The sequence below is a fragment of the uncultured Devosia sp. genome, assembly GCF_913055165.1.
In the GTDB taxonomy this organism is placed as follows: Bacteria; Pseudomonadota; Alphaproteobacteria; order Rhizobiales; family Devosiaceae; genus Devosia.
Map to the genome: position 1 here is coordinate 18,264 of NZ_CAJXJS010000020.1, position 17,553 is coordinate 35,816.

12 protein-coding genes are annotated in these 17,553 nt (G+C 63.4%); 1 reads left to right on the forward strand and 11 read right to left on the reverse strand.

Features of this window, described 5'->3' with window-relative positions; genetic code table 11:
- Positions 1 to 132: 132 nt before the first annotated feature.
- From QZ564_RS08650 to QZ564_RS08685, 8 genes are all read right to left on the reverse strand, one after another.
- The gene (locus tag QZ564_RS08650; protein WP_297107924.1) at positions 133 to 2,538 is read right to left on the reverse strand and encodes a methyl-accepting chemotaxis protein; all 2,406 of its coding nucleotides are present in this window, start codon (positions 2,536 to 2,538) and stop codon (positions 133 to 135) included.
- A 305-nt stretch (positions 2,539 to 2,843) separates the two neighbouring features.
- Complete coding sequence (locus QZ564_RS08655; RefSeq protein ID WP_297107926.1) at positions 2,844 to 4,913, reverse strand: methyl-accepting chemotaxis protein; 2,070 nt, start codon at positions 4,911 to 4,913, stop codon at positions 2,844 to 2,846.
- A gap of 346 nt (positions 4,914 to 5,259) precedes the next feature.
- The gene (locus tag QZ564_RS08660) at positions 5,260 to 7,803 is read right to left on the reverse strand and encodes a methyl-accepting chemotaxis protein (RefSeq protein ID WP_297107928.1); all 2,544 of its coding nucleotides are present in this window, start codon (positions 7,801 to 7,803) and stop codon (positions 5,260 to 5,262) included.
- A gap of 249 nt (positions 7,804 to 8,052) precedes the next feature.
- Positions 8,053 to 8,442 (reverse strand): response regulator, encoded by a 390-nt coding sequence (locus QZ564_RS08665; RefSeq protein WP_104892861.1) that lies wholly within the window; start codon positions 8,440 to 8,442, stop codon positions 8,053 to 8,055.
- A 113-nt stretch (positions 8,443 to 8,555) separates the two neighbouring features.
- Complete coding sequence (locus QZ564_RS08670) at positions 8,556 to 9,614, reverse strand: chemotaxis response regulator protein-glutamate methylesterase (RefSeq protein ID WP_363311843.1); 1,059 nt, start codon at positions 9,612 to 9,614, stop codon at positions 8,556 to 8,558.
- Positions 9,614 to 10,456, reverse strand: a complete 843-nt coding sequence (locus QZ564_RS08675) for a protein-glutamate O-methyltransferase CheR (protein ID WP_297107940.1) — start codon at positions 10,454 to 10,456, stop codon at positions 9,614 to 9,616. Before QZ564_RS08675 ends, QZ564_RS08670 begins: the two co-directional genes overlap by 1 nt.
- Positions 10,457 to 10,491: 35 nt before the next feature.
- The gene (locus QZ564_RS08680) at positions 10,492 to 11,991 is read right to left on the reverse strand and encodes a methyl-accepting chemotaxis protein (protein ID WP_297107943.1); all 1,500 of its coding nucleotides are present in this window, start codon (positions 11,989 to 11,991) and stop codon (positions 10,492 to 10,494) included.
- 142 nt (positions 11,992 to 12,133) lie between these two features.
- Positions 12,134 to 12,724, reverse strand: coding sequence for a chemotaxis protein CheD (locus QZ564_RS08685; protein WP_297107946.1), 591 nt, complete (start codon positions 12,722 to 12,724; stop codon positions 12,134 to 12,136).
- Between the two features lie 165 nt (positions 12,725 to 12,889).
- Between QZ564_RS08685 and QZ564_RS08690 the strand changes: the two genes are divergently transcribed.
- Positions 12,890 to 13,243 (forward strand): hypothetical protein, encoded by a 354-nt coding sequence (locus QZ564_RS08690; RefSeq protein WP_297107948.1) that lies wholly within the window; start codon positions 12,890 to 12,892, stop codon positions 13,241 to 13,243.
- Between the two features lie 91 nt (positions 13,244 to 13,334).
- Here the strand turns inward: QZ564_RS08690 and QZ564_RS08695 are convergent, their stop codons facing one another.
- The 3 genes from QZ564_RS08695 to QZ564_RS08705 form a co-directional block, all read right to left on the reverse strand.
- Positions 13,335 to 14,375, reverse strand: a complete 1,041-nt coding sequence (locus QZ564_RS08695; RefSeq protein WP_297107951.1) for a zinc-dependent alcohol dehydrogenase family protein — start codon at positions 14,373 to 14,375, stop codon at positions 13,335 to 13,337.
- A 184-nt stretch (positions 14,376 to 14,559) separates the two neighbouring features.
- Complete coding sequence (locus QZ564_RS08700; protein ID WP_297107955.1) at positions 14,560 to 15,048, reverse strand: chemotaxis protein CheW; 489 nt, start codon at positions 15,046 to 15,048, stop codon at positions 14,560 to 14,562.
- Positions 15,049 to 15,145: 97 nt separating this feature from the next.
- A complete protein-coding gene (locus tag QZ564_RS08705) occupies positions 15,146 to 17,518 on the reverse strand; it encodes a chemotaxis protein CheA (RefSeq protein ID WP_297107957.1) in 2,373 nt (790 codons plus the stop codon).
- Positions 17,519 to 17,553: the final 35 nt, after the last annotated feature.

Genomic DNA, 17,553 nt, shown 5'->3' on the forward strand with positions numbered 1-17,553 from the left:
CTGAAAAACGTACCGGGCAGCGACGGAAACCAAAATGGAGCCGGAGTGCCCGGAGGTTTCCGGGCATGAATGCAAAAAACAAAAGGGAGCCAAGGGCTCCCTTTTGTCAGGCGTTGCTTTGGACCGCCAGGTCTAGAACTCGTCCCAATCGGCGGAAATCGCCGCATTACCATGGCTGAGATAGGTGTTCGCGGCCTGCCGCAGCTTCTGGGCGGGTTTGGCCGGGGCGGCGGCGCGCGGTGGCTGGGGCACTGCAGTTTCCTCGCCGGCCTCGGTGCGGAACACTGCCACGATCTTGTCCAGTTCGCTGGCCTGCGCCTCGGTCTGTTCGATGGCAGCATTGGTCTGTTCCACCAGCGCGGCATTGTGCTGTGTCATCTCGTCGAGCTGCCGCACGGCGACCGATACCTCCTCAATGGCGGAGGCCTGTTCGCGGCTATCCCGGGCAATGCCATCCATCAGGCTCGAATTGGACTTGGCCGCTTCCAGCATGGCCTCCAGTTTCGCAGCGGCCTCCGCCACTAGCCTGGTGCCGGCGCCCACTTCGCCCGACGACGTCTCGATCAGCGCCTTCACATCCGCCGAAGCGCTGGCCGCACTTTGGGCCAGGCGCCGCACTTCCACGGCCACCACGGCAAAGCCCTTGCCGGCATCGCCAGCACGCGCCGCCTCCACAGAGGCGTTGAGAGCCAGCAAATTGGTCTGGAAGGCGATGTCATCGATCAGGCCGATAATGTTGGAAATCTTGGCCGAGGACGTGGTGATGCGCTCCATCGCCCCGGTTGCCTTGCTCATCACCTCCCCGCCTTCCTCGGCGGTCCGGCTGACCGTCTGGGCGATGGTGTTGGCGTCCCGGGCGCGGTCTGCGTTCTGCAGCACCGTGCTTGCCAGCTGCTCCATGGCTGCCGATGTTTGCTCGATCGTGGCCGCCTGCTTGGTGGTCCGCTCCGAGAGGTCGTTGGTGCCTTCCAGGATTTCCCCGGTTGCGGTCTTGAGGGCCCGTGATGTGCTCTTGAGCCCGTTGACCAGCTCCGAGAGCGTCTCGGCCACGGTATTGGTATTGTTCTTGAGGGTGGCGAAGGCACCCTTGTAGTTGCCCTCCATGCGCACCGTCAGATCGGTCCGGGCCAGCGCCTCGAGCACCTTGCCCGTTTCGCTGATGCCCTCGTCGACCGTCTCCACCAGTGAATTGACCGAGCCGGCCAGGCTGGTGAGTTCGGCATCCGGGAAATTGGCGGTGACCCGCTTGGAGAAATCGCCGGACACCGCTGCGTCCACCACCTCGCCAAAGGCGAGCTGCAATTCGCTCATCATCGCCTGGCGCGCCTGCTGATCTGCAATGATCCGGGCCGCCTCGGCCTCCGTCATCTGGCTGATCCGCAGCCCGTTCTCACGGAACACCTCCACGGCTCGCGCCATGCCGCCAATCTCGTCCTGCCGCTCCTGATGTGGCACCTCGACATCATACTGGCCCTGGGCAAGCACGCCCATGAGATCGGTCATCCGGCGGATCGGCCCAGCGATGACACCGGCCCCGAACCAGACCAGGACCAGAATGCCGGTCAGCACAATCCCGGCCGCCGCCAGCGCCATGTTGCGCATGGCGTCGACCCCGGCATAGATCGTGGCGGCCGGTACGGTCATGACCATGGTCCATTGTTCATCCACGCCCGCGAAGCTGAGGGGTGTGGTGACCAGGAACGTGTTCACGCCCGTCTCGTCGACATAGGTCGTGCCCTTTTCCATCAGGGCGGTGTTGTGCAAGGCGCTCGAAATCTCCGGATCCAGCGCCTGCCCGGCCAGGGCCGGATCGGGATTGGCAATCCAGGTATCGGCATTGCTGACCAGCAGAACCGACCCCACCTCGAACGGCCGGAGCTGGCCGATAACGCCGGCGATGGTATCCAGCGTCAGGTCCGAGGTGACAATGCCGGCGGGCTGACCATCCTTGTGGATCACCGCGCTGATAGTGGTCATCAGCACGTCCACGCCATTGATCGGATAGGTATAGGGTGGCGTCAGGATGGTGCGGTCTTCCCGCAGCGGCAGATCATACCAGCCTTCCGTGCCGGCCTCGGGCGACATGTCGAGCTGCTCGACCGAAACCGTGCCGTCGGCCTGGGTAAAATAGGGGACCATGCGGCCGGTCGCGTCCGAATAGGCGTGCCCGACGAACATCTCGTCCATGCCGTCAACAGCGTTGGGTTCGAACGCCGCCGTCATGCCGACCACGGAAGGCCGCGACAGCAAGGCTTGCGTCACCACCTGGCCGATCTCGTCGCGATCAGCAGCGCCTTCGATCAGCCCTTCAAGGACTGCAGCCATGGTCTGGGTATGGGTGATGACATTGCCCATCTGCCCCGCGGCCAGCTGGCTGTATTGGCCAAGCAGGGTCCGGGCCCGCTCCTCGGCTTCGCTGCCGGCGGTCTGGTACATCAGGTACAGGCCACCCGAAATCAGGCCGCCCGCGGCCGCGAGGAACAGAACGCCGGCCCCCAGGACCAACTTGAGTTGAATGGACAGGTCGCTCATTTTCATCGGGACTGACGCTCCACGGTGCCGGCCCTTCTGGGCCGGATATTACCAGCGCGCTGTTCCGCGCGCGCAAGCGGCCGCCTGCCTGGCGGTCATGCTGCAATGACGGGAGGGACGCCCGTCAACGCCGGTGGCAGATTTCCGGCGGCAATCTCATCAAGTTCTGCGTCCGAAAGAAAACTAGCGCGGCCGCTGTTAAGAGCCGGTTAAGCACGATCGCTTTCGCGGGAGCCTGACCGTCCATGGGTGCCCAAAACAAAAGCGGCCCGCATGAAGCGGGCCGCCGATAGCGTTCTATGTGGCCGGGACTAGAATTCGTCCCAATCGGCGGAAATCGCCGCATTGCCCTGGCTGAGATAGGCCTTGGCTGCCTTCTGGCTGGATTTGACCACTGGCGCGGCCTCCCGGCGCGGGGCGGTCGGGGCCAAGGCCTCGGATGCCGTCTGGTCGATGGCAAAGATCTCCACGATCCGGTCAAGCTCGCTGGCCTGGGCCTCGGTCTGCTCGATGGCCGCATTGGTCTCTTCCACCAGCGCCGCGTTGTGCTGGGTCATCTCGTCCATCGTGCGGACCGCCGAGGTCACCTCTTCGATCGAGGTTGCCTGTTCGGCACTGTCACGGGCGATGGCTTCGAGCGACTGGGTGTTTTCGCGGATGGCCTCAAGCATGCTGGCCAGCTTGCCGGCCGCTTCGCCCACCAGCTTGGAGCCGGTGGTCACTTCCGCGCCAGACTGCTCGATCAGCGCCTTCACATCGGCCGAAGCGCTGGCCGCGCTCTGCGCCAGGCGCCGCACTTCCACGGCCACCACGGCAAAGCCCTTGCCGGCATCGCCCGCCCGCGCTGCCTCAACCGAGGCGTTGAGCGCCAGAAGATTGGTCTGGAAGGCGATATCGTCAATCATGCCGATGATGTTGGAGATCTTGGCCGAAGAGGCCGTGATCCGCTCCATGGCCTCATTGGCCGCATCCATGACCTGACCACCTTCTTCGGCGGTCCGGGTCACTTTCGAGGCGCTGGCACTGGCCTGCTTGGCCCGTTCGGCATTGGCCAGTACCGTGGTCGCCAACTGCTCCATGGCCGCCGAGGTTTCCTCGATGGTCGCGGCCTGCTTGGTGGTGCGCTCGGAAAGGTCGTTGGCGCCCGAAAGGATTTCGCCCGTGGCCGTCTTGAGCGAGCCCGAAGTCCGGCGCAGCTGCATCACCACCTCGGTCAGCTTGTCGCCCACCGCATTGATGTCCGATTTGAGCTTGGCAAAGGCCCCTTCATAATGGCCCGTCATGCGACGCGTGAGATCGGTGTCGGCCATGGCGCCCAGCACCTGGCCCACTTCCTCCACGCTCCGATCGAAGGTTTCGACCAGATTGTTGACACTGCCGGCCAGGCTGTTGAGCTCGGCATCGGGGAATTGGGCATGCACGCGCTTGGTGAAATCACCCGAAACGGCGGCATCGACCACTTCGCCGAACGCGGCCTGCAATTCGGTCATCATCTGGCGGCGCTTTTCCTCGTCGGCCACGATGCGCGCGGCTTCCGCCTCGGTCATCTGGCTGACGCGCAGGCCATTCTCGCGGAACACTTCCACCGCGCGGGCCATGGCCCCGACCTCATTGCCCTTGTCGGTATAGGGCACTTCGACATCGTAATTGCCCTGAGCCACCACATCCATGGTGCTCGCCAGCTTGGGGATCGGCCGGGTGATCAGGCGCGAGACGACAAAGCCGATGGCACCGAAGGCCAGCGTTACGATGCCGCCGACCAGGCCGATGAGCCCGAGAACCGAATTGGCGGCCGCCTCGACATTGGCCATGGGCGTGCCAACAAAGATGGCGCCCATCACATCGCCATTGGTCTTCTGGATGGGCTGCAGCGCTGCGTAATAATTGACACCATCGACCGAGAGCTGGCCGAGGACCATTTCGCCCGCCTTGATCCGGGTAACCGCATCGCTGTCAGCGGGGAGAATGCCGCCCACGGCGCGGGTTTCCTCATCCAGCTTGAGGCTGGTGGTCTTGGCCGTCAGGTCGCCCGTCTCCGGATCAGTGACGTAGATGGCCGCATCCTGCTTGGTCACGCGGGTCACCGAATCGATGACCTCACTGTCATAGAACGGCGGGATGGCCCAGCTCTGGAACGATGCGATCGTGCCTTCCTCGGTCCAGCTCAACACAGAACCGGAAATGCGGCGCTCCAGAATGGTGGCGGCAACGCCCAGATTGGTTCGCTGCTGCACTTCGCTATCGGCCATCGATTGCGCATGCAGGCTGTAATAGATGGCGCTCGACACCGCCGCGATCGAGCCAATGATGGACAACATGACCAGGACGAGGATCGTGGTCGTCATGCGCACATTGCCCAAAAAGCGCGCTATCTGCTTCATATCGGTACTCCCCCGTTCGGACCCGGCCTTCCTTCTGGAATGATTCCCGGAACCGGCCACAGTGGAGCTACGCTAGAAGAAACTATTTACCGAAAACTGTACGGATTTTTCCGCAATCGATTTCAGGAATAAAATAGTCGGAAAATCCTGCGCCCAGAACCCTTTCCGCACCCCCAGGGAGTGTTGGCGGTGCAACAAACCGGGCTACCGGGCATTGATTCTGCGCCCGGCACCTGCCCGCGAGCAGCACCCGGGACGGGCTGACCCATGAAAAAGGGGCGCCACGGCGCCCCTTCGCATTCGCATTTGCGCGTCAGCCATTCGCCGACCGCCCAACATGAACTGGCTAGAATTCGCTCCAGTCGGTGTCGACGGCCGCATTGCCCTTGGAGAGATAGGATTTGGCCGCAGTTTGCAGCTTGGCCTGCAGGCCTCGTGCGCCCTGCGCAATCGCCTTGACCGGTCCTTTGGCCGGAGCCTCCCGGGCTGGCGCCGGAGCCGGTTTGCGTTGCTCGATCGCGAAGATGTCGACGATGGTATCGAGCTGGGTCGCCTGGGCTTCGGTCTGCTCGATCGAGGCATTCATCTCCTCAACCAGCGCCGCATTGTGCTGGGTCATTTCGTCCATGGTGCGGACTGCGGTGTTGACCTCGTCGATCGAAGAGGCCTGCTCGCGGCTCTCGCGGGCGATATTGTTCATCAGCTCGCTCGAAGACCGTGCCGAGGTGAGGATTTCCTCAAGCCGCGCGGCGGCATCGGCCACCAGCCTGGACCCACCCTTGACCTCGTCGGCGCTCTGCTCGATCAGCGCCTTGACGTCGCTCGAAGCCTGCGCGGCCGACTGGGCCAGGCGTCGCACTTCGACGGCCACCACGGCAAAGCCCTTGCCCGCTTCTCCGGCCCGCGCCGCTTCGACCGAAGCATTGAGCGCCAGAAGATTGGTCTGGAAGGCGATATCGTCGATCAGGCCGATAATGTTGGAGATCTTGGACGAGGATTGGGTGATCCGCTCCATGGCCGCCGTTGCCTGCCCCATGACCTCGCCCCCCTCTTCGGCCGTATGGGTCACCCCGGTGGCCACGGTCGATGCCTCTTTGGCGCGCTCGGCATTGGCCAGGACGGTCGCCGCCAGCTGTTCCATGGCCGCCGAGGTCTCCTCGATCGTTGCCGCCTGCTTGGTGGTGCGTTCGGAAAGGTCGTTGGCGCCCGAAAGGATTTCGCCTGTCGCCGTCTTGAGTGTGCGCGAAGTATCCCGCAGCTGCCCGACGATCTCGGTCAGCTTGTCAGCCACCGCATTGGTGTCAGCCTTGAGACGGGCAAAAGCGCCCTGATAATCGCCCTGCATGCGCTGGGTCAGGTCGGTATTGGCCAGGGCCGACAGCACCGAGCCGGTCTCGGAGACACCGCGATCAACCGTCTCCACCAGCCCGTTGACCGAACGGGCAAGAGTATTGAGCTCGTCATCGGGGAATTCGGCGTCGACCCGCTTGGAGAAGTCACCGGCAATGGCCGCGTCCACGACCTGTCCGAAGGCCCGCTGCAATTGCTGCATCATTTCTGCACGTTCGGCCTGGCTGGCGACAATGCGGGCCGCTTCGGCTTCGGTCATCTCATTGACCTTGAGCGCGTTCTCGCGGAACACCTCGACAGCGCGGGCCATGGCGCCAATCTCGTCGCCCCGCCGCGCTCCCTTGACCTCGACCTCGAGGTCCCCACTGGCAAGCGCGTCCATCGTATCAGTCAGACGTGAGATCGGCTTGCTGATCGAGCGCGAGAAAAAGAAGCCCGCGATCGCGGCTACGGCCAGCAACGCCCCACCCAGCGCCAGCGTCAGATTGCGCATCTCGGTGATCGGGGCCAGCGTTTCGTCCGCGCCCATGGCAGTAACGATCGCCCAATCCGTGCCGCCGAAGGAGACGGGTTGCGCGGTCAGGATAAGATCGAGATTGCGGTAATCGGAGGACTGGCCATTGGCGACCGAACCCGACAGGGCGATGTCGACAACCGGGTTCTGGAACGTGGTAACCAGTGCGTCCTGCGCCTCGGAAAACACCGAGTCCGAGCGCATCACCCCATCAGCACCGACAAGGAAGCTTTCCCCGGTCTCACCCAGGCCTTCGCTATTGCCGGTAATGGCATTCACGGCATCGGTGGAAATGGCCAGGGCCAGAACTCCGCCCAGTTTGCCGCGATTGTCAAAGATCGGCGAGGCCATGAAGCTTTGCGGATTTTCGCCCGCCGCGGCATACATCGAAAAGTCCTCAAACGCGACCTGACCCGGCTCGGTCAATGCCGACGCAGCAGCAAAGGCTCGCCCCAGGCCGCTATCGGCGCTGGCGCCTTCCGGTCCGAAATTGCCACCCAGATCGTCACGCTTCTTGACCGAATAGATCAAATTGCCCTTTGGATCGAGCATCATCAGGTCGGCATAGCCGCGCAGTTGCACCTGCTTGCGATAGGCGCCATGCACACGCGAGTGGATGAAGTCGTAGTTGTTCTTCTTGACCTCGGTGCTGACGTCGAGCAGCTCCCGGTTTTCCTGGTCCGGATTGTTGTCGATATAGGCGGATCGCACGGTAGCCACCGGGTCCAGCGGGGGATTGCCGGTTGAGAACAGCGTCCAGTTGATGCCGAGATCGCGCATGGCCACCTGCGTCGCTTCGGAAGTGGCGGTGATCTGCAGGTCCTTCGAGACATCCTCGAAATAGGAGCTGATCTTGCGCGCAAGCTGGCTGGTGACCGCCTGGGACTGCCGCTGGGTCATCTGCTCGACTGTGGCCGAGGCGATCATATACCCGGTAATGCCGACGCCCGCGCTCACCACCAGGGCCGACCCCACCAGGGCGAGCGGCAATTTCTGGGCGATCTTCAACTGCGGAAAAAACTTCATGACTATCCTCGATACCCCCTCGGCGACCGATTCCCCACATCCCTACTAACGCAGACGTCACCGGCCTTGCGGCGCCAGACGGCGCCAAATTGCGAAAACGATACAGGGCCATGATTAATCACTTCTTACGGATAAATGCCGATGGCCCAATTCCCGGGCAATTGCCTGCCAATCGAACGGACCCCAAGGACGAACAAAAAAAGCCCGCCGGTGACCGGCGGGCTTATTCTTGTGCCTGGGGCGGGTCGATCAGGTCAGCGCACCGATCACCGCCTCGATGCGCTTCTTCATGGTCGAGGCATCGAACGGCTTGATGATGTAATTGTTGACCCCGAAGGAAATGGCTTCCTTGACCTGTTCCTTGTCCGAACGCCCGGTGGCCATGATAAACGGCATGGCCTGTGTCCGCGGATGCTTGCGGATCACCTTGAGCAGGGTGAGGCCATCGATGTCTTCCATGTTCCAGTCGGAAATGATCAGGTCGACATTGGACTTTTCGAGCTTGCCCAGGGCATCGCGCCCCGACTTGGCCTCGATGATGTCCTTGAACCCGAGCTGGGTCAGAATGTACTTACAGATGCCGCGCATCGACTGCTGGTCATCGACGATCAGGACGCTCACAGCGCTCGCTTTTGGCATGGTCGTTCTTACCTCTACGCGCCTTCGGCCTTCGGGCCGCACTTGAACCCGGACTCTAGGGATCAAGCGTTACAAATGTCTCAATTGCCCAACCGGCATTGTCCGATCACGGTTCAGGCCGCCGATTTGAGCTTGACCAGGGCGTTGGCCAGCTTGGTCGCGATCTGTTCGACCGGTGCCTGCTCGACCACGGCCCCTTCTTCGAAAGCCACCCGCGGCATGCCGTAGACTAGCGCCGAAGCCTGGCTCTGCCCCACCGTATAGGCGCCGGCATCGCGCATCAGCTTGAGGCCGCGTGCCCCGTCCCGGCCCATGCCGGTCAGAATGGCCCCCACGGCCAGCGACCCCACGGTCCTGGCCACAGATTCAAACAGCACATCGACGCTGGGCCGATGGCCGCTCTCCAGGCCATCCTGGCTGAGCCGGCATTTGAGCTGTCCCGAGCTGCGCTCGACGCGCAGATGGTAGTCGCCGCGCGCCACATAGGCATGGCCCGGTTGCAGCACCATGCGGTCCTCGGCCTCCACCACCTTGAGCGCACAAAGCTCATCCAGTCGTGCCGCGAAGCGCCCGGTAAAGCCGGCCGGCATATGCTGGGCGATGACGACGGGCGGACAATCGGCCGGCATATCGCTGAGCACCGCGCGAATGGCCTCGACACCGCCGGTCGAAGCGCCAATGGCGATCAGGGCGCCGTCCGGTGCCGCCGCTGTCTTGAGCGCGGTCTTGGCCGTTTTGGGCGTTTCGGCGCGGCTGGCCGACCGGCCCCGCACATCCGACTTGGCCGCGGCCCGGATCTTGTCCCGGAGGCCCACGCCGAATGCGTCGAGGCCGCCGGCAAATTCGGCACTCGGCTTGGCCACGAAATCGACCGCCCCCAGTTCCAGCGCCAGCAGGGTTTCGCTGGCCCCTTTCTTGGTCAGGGTCGAGACCATGACCACGGGCGTGGGCCGCAGACGCATGAGTTTTTCAAGAAAAGCTAGCCCGTTCATATTGGGCATCTCGATGTCGAGCGTCACCACATCGGGATTGAGTGTCTTGATCTTCTCGCGCGCATCAATGGGATCGGTGGCTGTGCCCACCACGTCGATGTCACCATCCCGCGTCAGCATGCGGGCCAGAACCTCGCGGATAAGCGCCGAATCGTCGACGACCAGAACCTTGATGCTCATCATGCAGCTCTTTTGTTCAGTTTTTCACGTGACTGGTAGATGGTTTTGCCGACCAGCCGGAAGCCTTCGCCGCCGGACCCCAGATTTTCCGAATGCCCGATATAGAGGAATCCCTCCGGGGCCAGCATCTGGGCGAAGCGGCCGAACATCTCGCCTTGCGTCGGCTTGTCGAAATAGATTGCCACATTACGGCAGAAGATGGCGTCGAACGGGCCTTTCATCGGCCAGGGGCCGATCAGGTTGAGCGGCTTGAAGGAGACCAGCTCGCGCACGGCGGCGGGAATGCGGACGGTCCCGTCGCCCAAGCGTTCAAATGGACGCGCCCGCTCGCTTGAGAGGCCGTTGAGCTCGCTGTCGGGATAAATTCCGCCGGCCGCCTTGGCCAGCACCGCGGTATCGATATCGGTCGCCAGCAGCTTGAAATCCCAGCGCTTGAGCTCGGGAAAGGCGGTCAGCAGGTCCATGCCGATCGTATAGGGCTCCTGCCCGGTCGAGCAGCCCGCCGACCAGATCCGCAGCCGCGTGCCCCGCGGACGGGAAGCCATCAGCTCCCCGACATAGGCGCGCAAATGCTCGAAATGGTGATCCTCACGATAAAAGCGCGTGAGATTGGTGGTCAGGGCGTTGACGAAGTCCTGCCCGTCCTGGGCCGAGCCACTGCGTTCGAGATAATCGACATAGGCGTCGAAGCTTGGCAGCTTCAGGGCCCGGACGATCTTTGAAAGGCGGGAAACCACCAGCGTGCGCTTGGCCTCGCTCAGTGAAATACCCGCAACCTCATAGACCCGCGCCTTGATCCGAGCGAATTCCCGCTCGCTGAGGGCATATTCCCCCTGTTCCATGCAACCACCCCTTTTGTGCCGGTTTTCTACCGGGTTCAGCTGGCAGCGCGCTGGTCGAACTCGATCTCCTGATCCTGCGGCTCGACCACCGGCTCAATGGCACCGGCCGGCGCGGTTTCGCGCACGGCTTTGGCCTCATCGGACGCAATAGTTGCCGAGCCATTGCTTAGATTGCGTAAATTCTCCCTGAGAGCGGCCGTGATTTTTTGCAGCGCGCCGGCCTCGTCCAGACCGATCCGCGCCTGGGCCCGGCCCTTGTCGGCGATGATGCGGATATCCTTGGCGCTGCGATTGGTCACCTGCGCCAGCTGGCGCACCTCGTCGGCCACCACCGCAAAGCCGGCTCCTTTTTCACCGGCCCGGGCCGCTTCGACGGCCGCATTGAGGGCCAAGAGATTGGTGCGGAAGGAAACATCCTCGATCCCGGCCGTCATGGTGTCGATTTCCTTGGCCATGCGATCAATCTCGCTGACCAGTGCGCGGGTGCGTCCGGCCGCCTCGTCCACCTTGGCAGCCAGGCCCTCGGCAACCTGATTGCGCTCCTCGGCCGTCCGCAGCTGTGCTTCCAGCCGCGCCATTTTTTCCACCCCGGCGGCCAGCGCCGCCCGCGCCGTCTCGGCCGATTTTTCGAGGTCGGCGGCACGAGCCTCGAACTGGGCCAGCAAGTCCTTGACTGATGCCAGCCGGGTTTCCAGCGCAACCCGCGCCTGCGCCTCGTCCCGCTGCTGTTCGTCGAGACCGGAGAACAGCTCAAGGATCATCTGTGCCTCGCCCGCCAGCGGCAGGGGCTCAAGGTGGCTGACCTCGCCCGCCAGCACCGCCCGCAATTGCAGGACCCCATTGTCGAGCGCCTCGAGCGCCCGGTTGACGTCACCCAATGCAGCCTGGCCGGCAACCGCATCCGCCTCGAAGCGGAACCCGGTCTGCCCCTGGCGCAGGGCCTCGAGCAGCAGATCGAAACGGTCATCCTCGATGAAATGTCCGGCCGGATTGAATTCCAGCGCATAGCGGCCCGAGGGCAGGGCCCGACGCTGCGCAATGAAGCGGCGGCCCGCCAGCAGCACCAGCGCTTCTTCCGGCGCGCCACCACCGCGCTCGAGATAGCCCTGGCCAAACAGCCCGTCGAGCGTCTCGCCCTCCACCGCCTTGGGCGCCAGGCGCTCCATGCCGCGGCTGGCCGTCAGAATGACTCCGTGCTCATCCACCACCAGCATGGGCGCATCGAGCAGGCCCAGGGCCGCGCGGAAATGATGGGCGCGATCCAACCGTTTGCCCAGGCGTTCGACAATACCGGCAATCGAAAGCACCTCGCCCGGCCGGTCTGAGAGGCCCGCAGCCTGCGCCACCGCCGCCAGTCGCTGTGCCTCACGCCGGTCGGCCAGATGTCCGGCCACCACGCTCCCGGCGATGGCCAGGCCCGCGAGGCTGCCAACCGCGGCAAACCAGTTTGGCCCGGGTCCCAGAGCCAGCAGCAGGCCACCGGCAGCCGCGCCAGCAACTGTCCACAATCCACTTGCGGCCAGCATAAGCCGCATGCCCCGCCTTGGGGCTCGCGAATCAACAGTAAAGACGGCTCGGTCCGACATGATCGGACCCTATCTGCAGAATGGTTAACCAAGTCTGTAAAGCGGGGAGGGCCGGTAAGACTTTCGTAAGCCGGCCCACCGGCGCGAAAAACTAGAACAGTTCGATATCGTCCACCGGTGCCGGCACCACCACGCGACGGCGGGCGATCGCCATTTCTTCCTGTGCCACATTGGCACCGGCATCGCTATCCAGGCGCTTGACGAAGGCCCGGCCCGAATGCGGCTTGAACAGCACGCGCCGGGCAAAGGTTCCGCCCAGATCCTCGCTCAGGGCCACATAGCCTTCATCGGCCAGGAACTGGCGGACGAACTCAATGTTCTTGGCCCCCACATCGTCCAGCGCCGCATTGATCTTGCCGCCGCCGAACACCTTGATTTCAAGGTTGGCTTTCTTGCCCGTTCCCTGGCTCAGCACCTTGTTGATCAATTGTTCCATGGCAAAGGCGCCGTAGCGGGCCGAGGCCCCATACCGATCCTTGGCCGAACCCGACTGCTCGGCGAGCAGGAAGTGGTTCATGCCCCCCACCAGGGCGACCTTGTCGCGCACGCAGGCCGAAATGCACGACCCAAGCACCGTGGAAAATGTGATGTCCGCAGCATTGGAGACATGGCAGTCGCCTTGGTGGACTGTGGTCACCACCCCGCGATCGAATTCGGGTGGCAGGGAATTGCTCAGGGCCATGTCGTGTTCATCTACCTCTACGGGCGAATTGTCCCCATGGTAGAATTAAACTCGTTAGCCAATTGCTAACCACGACGGACGAGTTCGCTGGTCACCAATGATTCAGCAAGGGGAGGTTTAGAAATAGGCCTATAGGGTGATGGCAACGGGGCTAGGAAACTATCAATGTCACTGCAGAAACTCGCACGAGAACTGGACGAGACGGCGCGGCAAACCGCTTCCATGCTAGAAGGCATCACCGAAGCGCTTGAAATGCTCGCCGACAAGCAGCTCAGCAAGGACCCGACGGTTCGTCAGGCCGTGCAGCACATCATCACCGCGCTTCAGGGCCAGGACCGCATCGAGCAACGCTGCCACAATATGGCGCTGGCCGTACGCCAGTTCGCCCTGCTGCCGCCCACCGCCCCTGATTCGGTCTATGACGAAATCTGGGCCAGCCTGACGCTGGATGAATTGCGCGTCCCGGCTCTCTCCGGCATCGCTGCTCACCAGGCCCACGGGGACGCCGAACTCTTCTAGCCTCCCGCCCGACCCGTCCGGCACGCGGCGCCTCTGGCGCCTTTTTGCGTTTGACCCGGCGGTCATGCAGGCGCCTCTGCCTGCGGCGTTCCTAGAAGCGGTCGATGACGATGGCGCCAACGGCGGTGAACTGGTCCATGGTCGTCAACGCCTGGGGCGCCTCGGCCAGACTGATCCTCTTGCCCACCAAACGCGCGGGGTCGAGCTTGCCAGATTGCACCATGTCGAGCATGGCGCCGTAACGATGCGCCTGCATGCCATGGCTGCCCAGCAATTCCAGCTCCCAGCCGATGACCTTGGCCATGGGCACCTGCGGCCGGGCATGGTCGGCCAGCATCAGACCCACCTGGATATGCTTGCCGCGCCGGCGCAGATTCTGCACCGAATTGAAGCAGGTGACGGGGTGGCCCAGCGCGTCCAGCGACACATGGGCGCCGCCTCCCGTGATCTCCATCACCGCCTCGGCCACATCGGCCACCTCGGCACCATTGACGGTGGCGGCCGCGCCCAGCGACTGGGCCAGGGCCAGCTTCTCTTCAGCAATATCGACCGCCACCACATTGGCACCGATGGCATTGGCGATCATCACGGCGGAAAGGCCCACGCCCCCGCAACCATGCACCGCCACCCATTGGCCGGCCCCCGCTTTGCCCTGGTCGACCACCGCGCGGAAGGCGGTGGCAAAGCGGCAGCCCAGGCTCGCCGCGGTGGAAAAATCCATGGCTTCGGGCAGAGCGACAAGGTTCAAATCGGCCCGGTGGATGGCTACATATTCGGCGAACGAGCCCCAATGGGTAAAGCCAGGCTGAAACTGGTTCTCGCACACCTGCTGGTGTCCGGCGTGGCACTCCGGGCAATGGCCGCAGCCACCCACAAAGGGCACCGTGACGCGATCACCGAGCCGCCAGCGGCTGACATCCTTGCCCAGCGCGACGATGACGCCGGCTAGTTCATGGCCCGGCACATGCGGAAGCGTGATGTCGGTGTCATGCCCCATCCAGCCATGCCAATCGCTGCGGCAGACGCCGGTGGCTTCCACCTTGACCACCACGCCATGCGGGGGTGGCGTCGGGTCATCCACGGAAACCAGTTTGGGGGTCTGCCCAAAGGTTTCGAACAAAACGGCTTTCACTTCGGCTCCTCTGCAACGGCCACTGTGCTTGCCGCGATCCTATAGACTGGTGGCTCCGTGGCAGCGACAAATTCTTTGGAAGCGCAGCTCCGCCTGTGGAAGGCGCCAGTGAAAGGGCATTCCAGCGGAAGACAAAAAAGGCGCCTTTCGGCGCCCTTCTCGAATGCTCTGTCGATGGGTAGCTCTAGCCGTCCATCTTGGCGCCGCTGACCACGGCATGCAGGTCGATCAGGCCAACCATGCGGCTGTCATGGGTGACAATGCCGTTGAGCAGCTCGGTATCGATGGAATTGCCTTCCGGCACATTGTGGATTTCGTCGCGGTTGACGGTGAGGATATCGGAAACCGCGTCCACCAGGATGCCGACCCATTTGTCACCCACGCTCATCACCACCACCACATGGTTCTTGGTGGGCGAGGTCTGGCCGTCGCCAAAGCGGGCGCGCAGGTCGAAGATGGGCACGATCGTGCCGCGCAGATTGATCACGCCGCGGACGAATTCGCGGGTATTGGGCAGCGGGGTGGCCCCATTCCAGGCGCGGATTTCGCGCACTGTGGTGATCTCCACGCCATAGGTCTGCTCGCCGATCGAGAAAGCGATCAGCTGCAAGGTGTTCTGTCCGGCAATTGCCGACTTGTCGCTCATATCGTCGCGAAGGCTCAGCGCTTCCATCTTTCTCGCCTTTTCATGCCGCCCGTCCTGGGCGCTTTCTTCCAGTCTAATGCGCCAATCGACGCCAATGTGTTAACGGGGCCTCGCGGTGCGCCCCTTAGGCGGCGTTCTGGCGCAGATGCGTGGTTCTGAGGCCCTGCACGTCCACGATCAGCGCCACGTTGCCATCGCCCAATATGGTGCCGCCGGCGATGCCTTCGACGCTTTCGAAGTTTTCCTCGAGCGACTTGATCACCACCTGCTGCTGGCCGATGATATCGTCCACCACCAGGGCGACCTTCTGATTGCCCTCTGCCTCGCACAAGACCACGAACTGATCGTCCGGGTTCTGCTGGCTGGTGAGGTCGAAACGCTGTGCCAGGTCGATGACCTGCACATATTCGCCGCGCACCTGCAGCACCCGGCCGCCCGATGGCACGCGCTCAAAACTGGCGCGCGAGCACTGCATGGTTTCAACGATCGAGGAGAGCGGCACCACATAGGGGCCGCCACCGACCTTGACCAGCATGACGTCCAGCACCGCCAGGGTCAGCGGCAGCCTCAAGGTCATGCGGCAGCCCTTGCCGGTCCAGCTGCGCACATGCACCGAGCCGCCGATTTTCTTGATATTGGAGAGCACCACGTCCATGCCGACGCCGCGCCCGGAAATGTCGCTCACCGCCTCGGCAGTCGAGAAGCCGGGCGCAAAGATCAGCTGGTCGATCTGCTCGTCGGTCGGCGTGAAATCGGGCGCCACAATTCCCTTGTCGCGGGCCAGGCCGAGCACGCGCTCGCGATTGATGCCGGCGCCGTCATCCTCGACCACGATCAGAATATTGCCCCCGGCCTGCTCGGCCGACAGACGGATCGTGCCGGTCTCGGGCTTGCCTGCTGCCAGGCGCTTTTCCGGGCTTTCGATACCATGATCGGCCGAATTGCGGATCATATGCGTCAGCGGATCGGACAATTGCTCGATCACCGTCTTGTCGATCTCGGTGTTCTCGCCAATCGTCTCGAGCTTGATCTTCTTGGAGGTCTTGCTGGCCAGCTCGCGCACCAGGCGCGGCATGCGGGAAAAGACCGATTTGACCGGCTGGGCGCGGATGGCCATCACCGAATCCTGTAGCCCGCGCGTGGTCTGGGCCAGAACCTCAAGACCGCGCACCAGTTCGGTGTAGCGCGCGCGCAAGGTCTCATCCATTTGCTGGGTCAGCATCGATTGGGTGATCACCAGCTCGCCCACCATGTTGACCACGCGGTCAACCTTGTCCAGGTCGACGCGGATCGACTGCACACCGACCGAGCGGCTGCCATTGTCTTCGCTGTCACCGCCAGCGGCGGGCGCCGGAGCGGCGACAGGCTTGGCCGCGGCCGTGGCTGCTGGCGGTGTGTCCGCTTTCGGTGCCTTGGCGGCTGGCGCCGGGGCAATTTCCTCGGCCAGGGCGGCAAAGCTCAGGCCCGGAGCCTCCTCGAAGCTGTCCTGTGCGCCCACTGCCGGGGCCGCCGGCTCGGGTGCAAAGCTGGCAAGTGGGGCCACCGGTTCGCTCGGCTGGGCCACTTCCTCTTCGGTCAGCGCCAGCAGGCTCGACAGATCGGGTTCATCGCTGGCGGGCGCATCGGTATTATCGGCGGCCGGTTCCGCAGCGGCCGCAGCCAGCCCGGGCACCGCACCGGCCTGGGCGATGATGATGTCGCAATCGCCCTCGACGAATTCGAACACCTCGCGGATCGCATCCTCGCCGAGGTCCGGCGCTACTAGGGTGATCTCCCAGGCACAATAGACCGCAAAGGGTTCGAAATCGGAAAGCGGGGGCACCTCGCCCAAGACCGCTCGCACCTGCATTTCGCCCAGCGCCGCCAGTTCCCGGAACAGCAGCAGGGGGTCATTGGCGCGGGCATAGAGCGCGCGATGGGGTGTGAAGCGGATCTCCCACTGGCCTTCGGCAGCGGTCATCGGGGCGGCATCGAACACATCCTCGACCGGCGCTTCGCCATTGGCCTTGGGCGCCTCAAGATCGACCATGACCGGGGTGAATTCGATGTCGAAATCCTCGATCACTTCACCATCGGCCTCGGCTTCCTCGCCGCCGGCATCGCTGGCCGTTTCCCCCCTGGCGATGGCGTCGAAGCGGGTTTTTTCCTCCGCACCGTAGTCGGCAGGCAGCGCCTCGCCGGTCTGGGCGGCATTGACGTGATCGGCGACGATGTCATTGGCGCGGATGCACAGATGCACCACGTCGTCGGTCAGTTCCACGCGGCCGTCGCGCACATAGTCGAGCAGGGTTTCATAGGCATGGGCAAAGCCCACCAGCGCCGAAAAGCCGAAAGCGCCGGCGCCGCCCTTGATCGAATGAATGGCCCGGAACACCGCGTTGAGCCGGTCGGAGCCGCGCTCGCCCTCTTCAATGGCGGCGAATTGTTCCTCAAGCTCAGTGAGCAGCTCGGAACATTCGTCGAAATAGGTGGCCTTGAAGTCGTCGAGATCACTCATTCTCTATGCTTCCAACCCTTCTGGGTCCGCTGTTT